Raw genomic sequence first — 971 nt, 5'->3', positions numbered from 1 at the left:
AATGTATATTTTCTAGACATAATAAAACCGCACCTCCAATTGTTAGTAAATGTCTAACAAATTGGGTGCGGTTCACTATGGCTAAGGGCGGTTCTTTTACGTTTACTACTCAATTTCTTTGCTAGCTCATTTGCACAAGCTGTTACAAAGACTGTAACAAATAATGTCACAGCATTTTGAAATAAGTTAAGTAAAAAATCCATACGGTCACCTCCTTTCCCTCTAAACATCAGAGAAAGGATAGCAACCTCCCGCCCTCACAATATACAGTTGTTCTTATCCTATCATACTTTCACTTTCTTACCAATGAAAAATTATAATCCTAATGTTTTGATAACTTTAATAATAGTTGAATCATCCACAACGAAAAAAACTTCTAATCCCTTGCGCTCGTAACTTACTAATTTCAATATTTTTAATTTATTTGAATGCTGAGATACAGTAGATTGTGGGTTCCTACTGCTCTCCACAATTCCGATGCATTTAATGGACCTATACGTATTAATGTATGCATAATCTCTAAACATATAGGATGCCCTAATACCTTTAAGAACCTGTCTAAAATCTTTGCTATAATATAGACAAAAAAGGATGTTTTCTATGATACACAATTGTACAAGTAATATATCCCGTGAACAGTTTGAACTGATTCGTGAAGATTTAGAAAACATACGTAAAAAGACGCGTCCTCGTACAGTCGATTTGTACGAAGTATTCTGCGGCGTACTGTACCTACTTACAACAGGATGCCAATGGCGCCGCCTACCGAGTGATTTTCCACATTGGAAAACCGTGTATGCCTACTATCAAATTTGGCAGAAAGTAGACGAGAATGGCACAAGTCTTCTCGAAAAAGTGCATAAAAAAATTGGTTGAAACCTATCGTGAGCAAGGTGGGCGTGAAAAGCAGACCAGTTTCTGCATCGTAGATGCACAAAGCGTGAAAAACACATGGATAGCTGGTGAAAAAG

At 36.7% G+C, this 971-nt stretch carries 1 protein-coding gene and 2 pseudogenes; 1 reads left to right on the top strand and 2 read right to left on the bottom strand.

Annotation, left to right across the window (positions count from 1 at the left end; translation table 11 throughout):
- Window positions 1-53 precede the first annotated feature (53 nt).
- Both ACQRBL_RS27610 and ACQRBL_RS27605 read right to left on the bottom strand, forming a co-directional pair.
- Window positions 54-203, bottom strand: a complete 150-nt coding sequence (locus tag ACQRBL_RS27610; protein WP_197230594.1) for a hypothetical protein — start codon at window positions 201-203, stop codon at window positions 54-56.
- A 111-nt stretch (window positions 204-314) separates the two neighbouring features.
- A pseudogene (locus ACQRBL_RS27605) lies at window positions 315-577 on the bottom strand (ArsR/SmtB family transcription factor).
- 23 nt (window positions 578-600) lie between these two features.
- On the opposite strand from ACQRBL_RS27605, the pseudogene ACQRBL_RS27600 reads away from it, so the two are divergent.
- Window positions 601-971, top strand: a pseudogene (locus ACQRBL_RS27600) (transposase); the annotation flags it as partial.

It is taken from the genome of Bacillus sp. AF62 (assembly GCF_050312695.1).
Classification (GTDB): domain Bacteria; phylum Bacillota; class Bacilli; order Bacillales; family Bacillaceae_G; genus Bacillus_A; species Bacillus_A cereus.
The sequence above is the reverse complement of the archived record's forward strand: the minus strand, read 5'-3'. Positions and strand labels throughout refer to the sequence as shown.

Coding starts and splice junctions, on each gene's coding strand:
- ACQRBL_RS27610 (WP_197230594.1), bottom strand. CDS start 203: ATGGATTTTTTACTTAACTTATTTCAAAATGCTGTGACATTATTTGTT.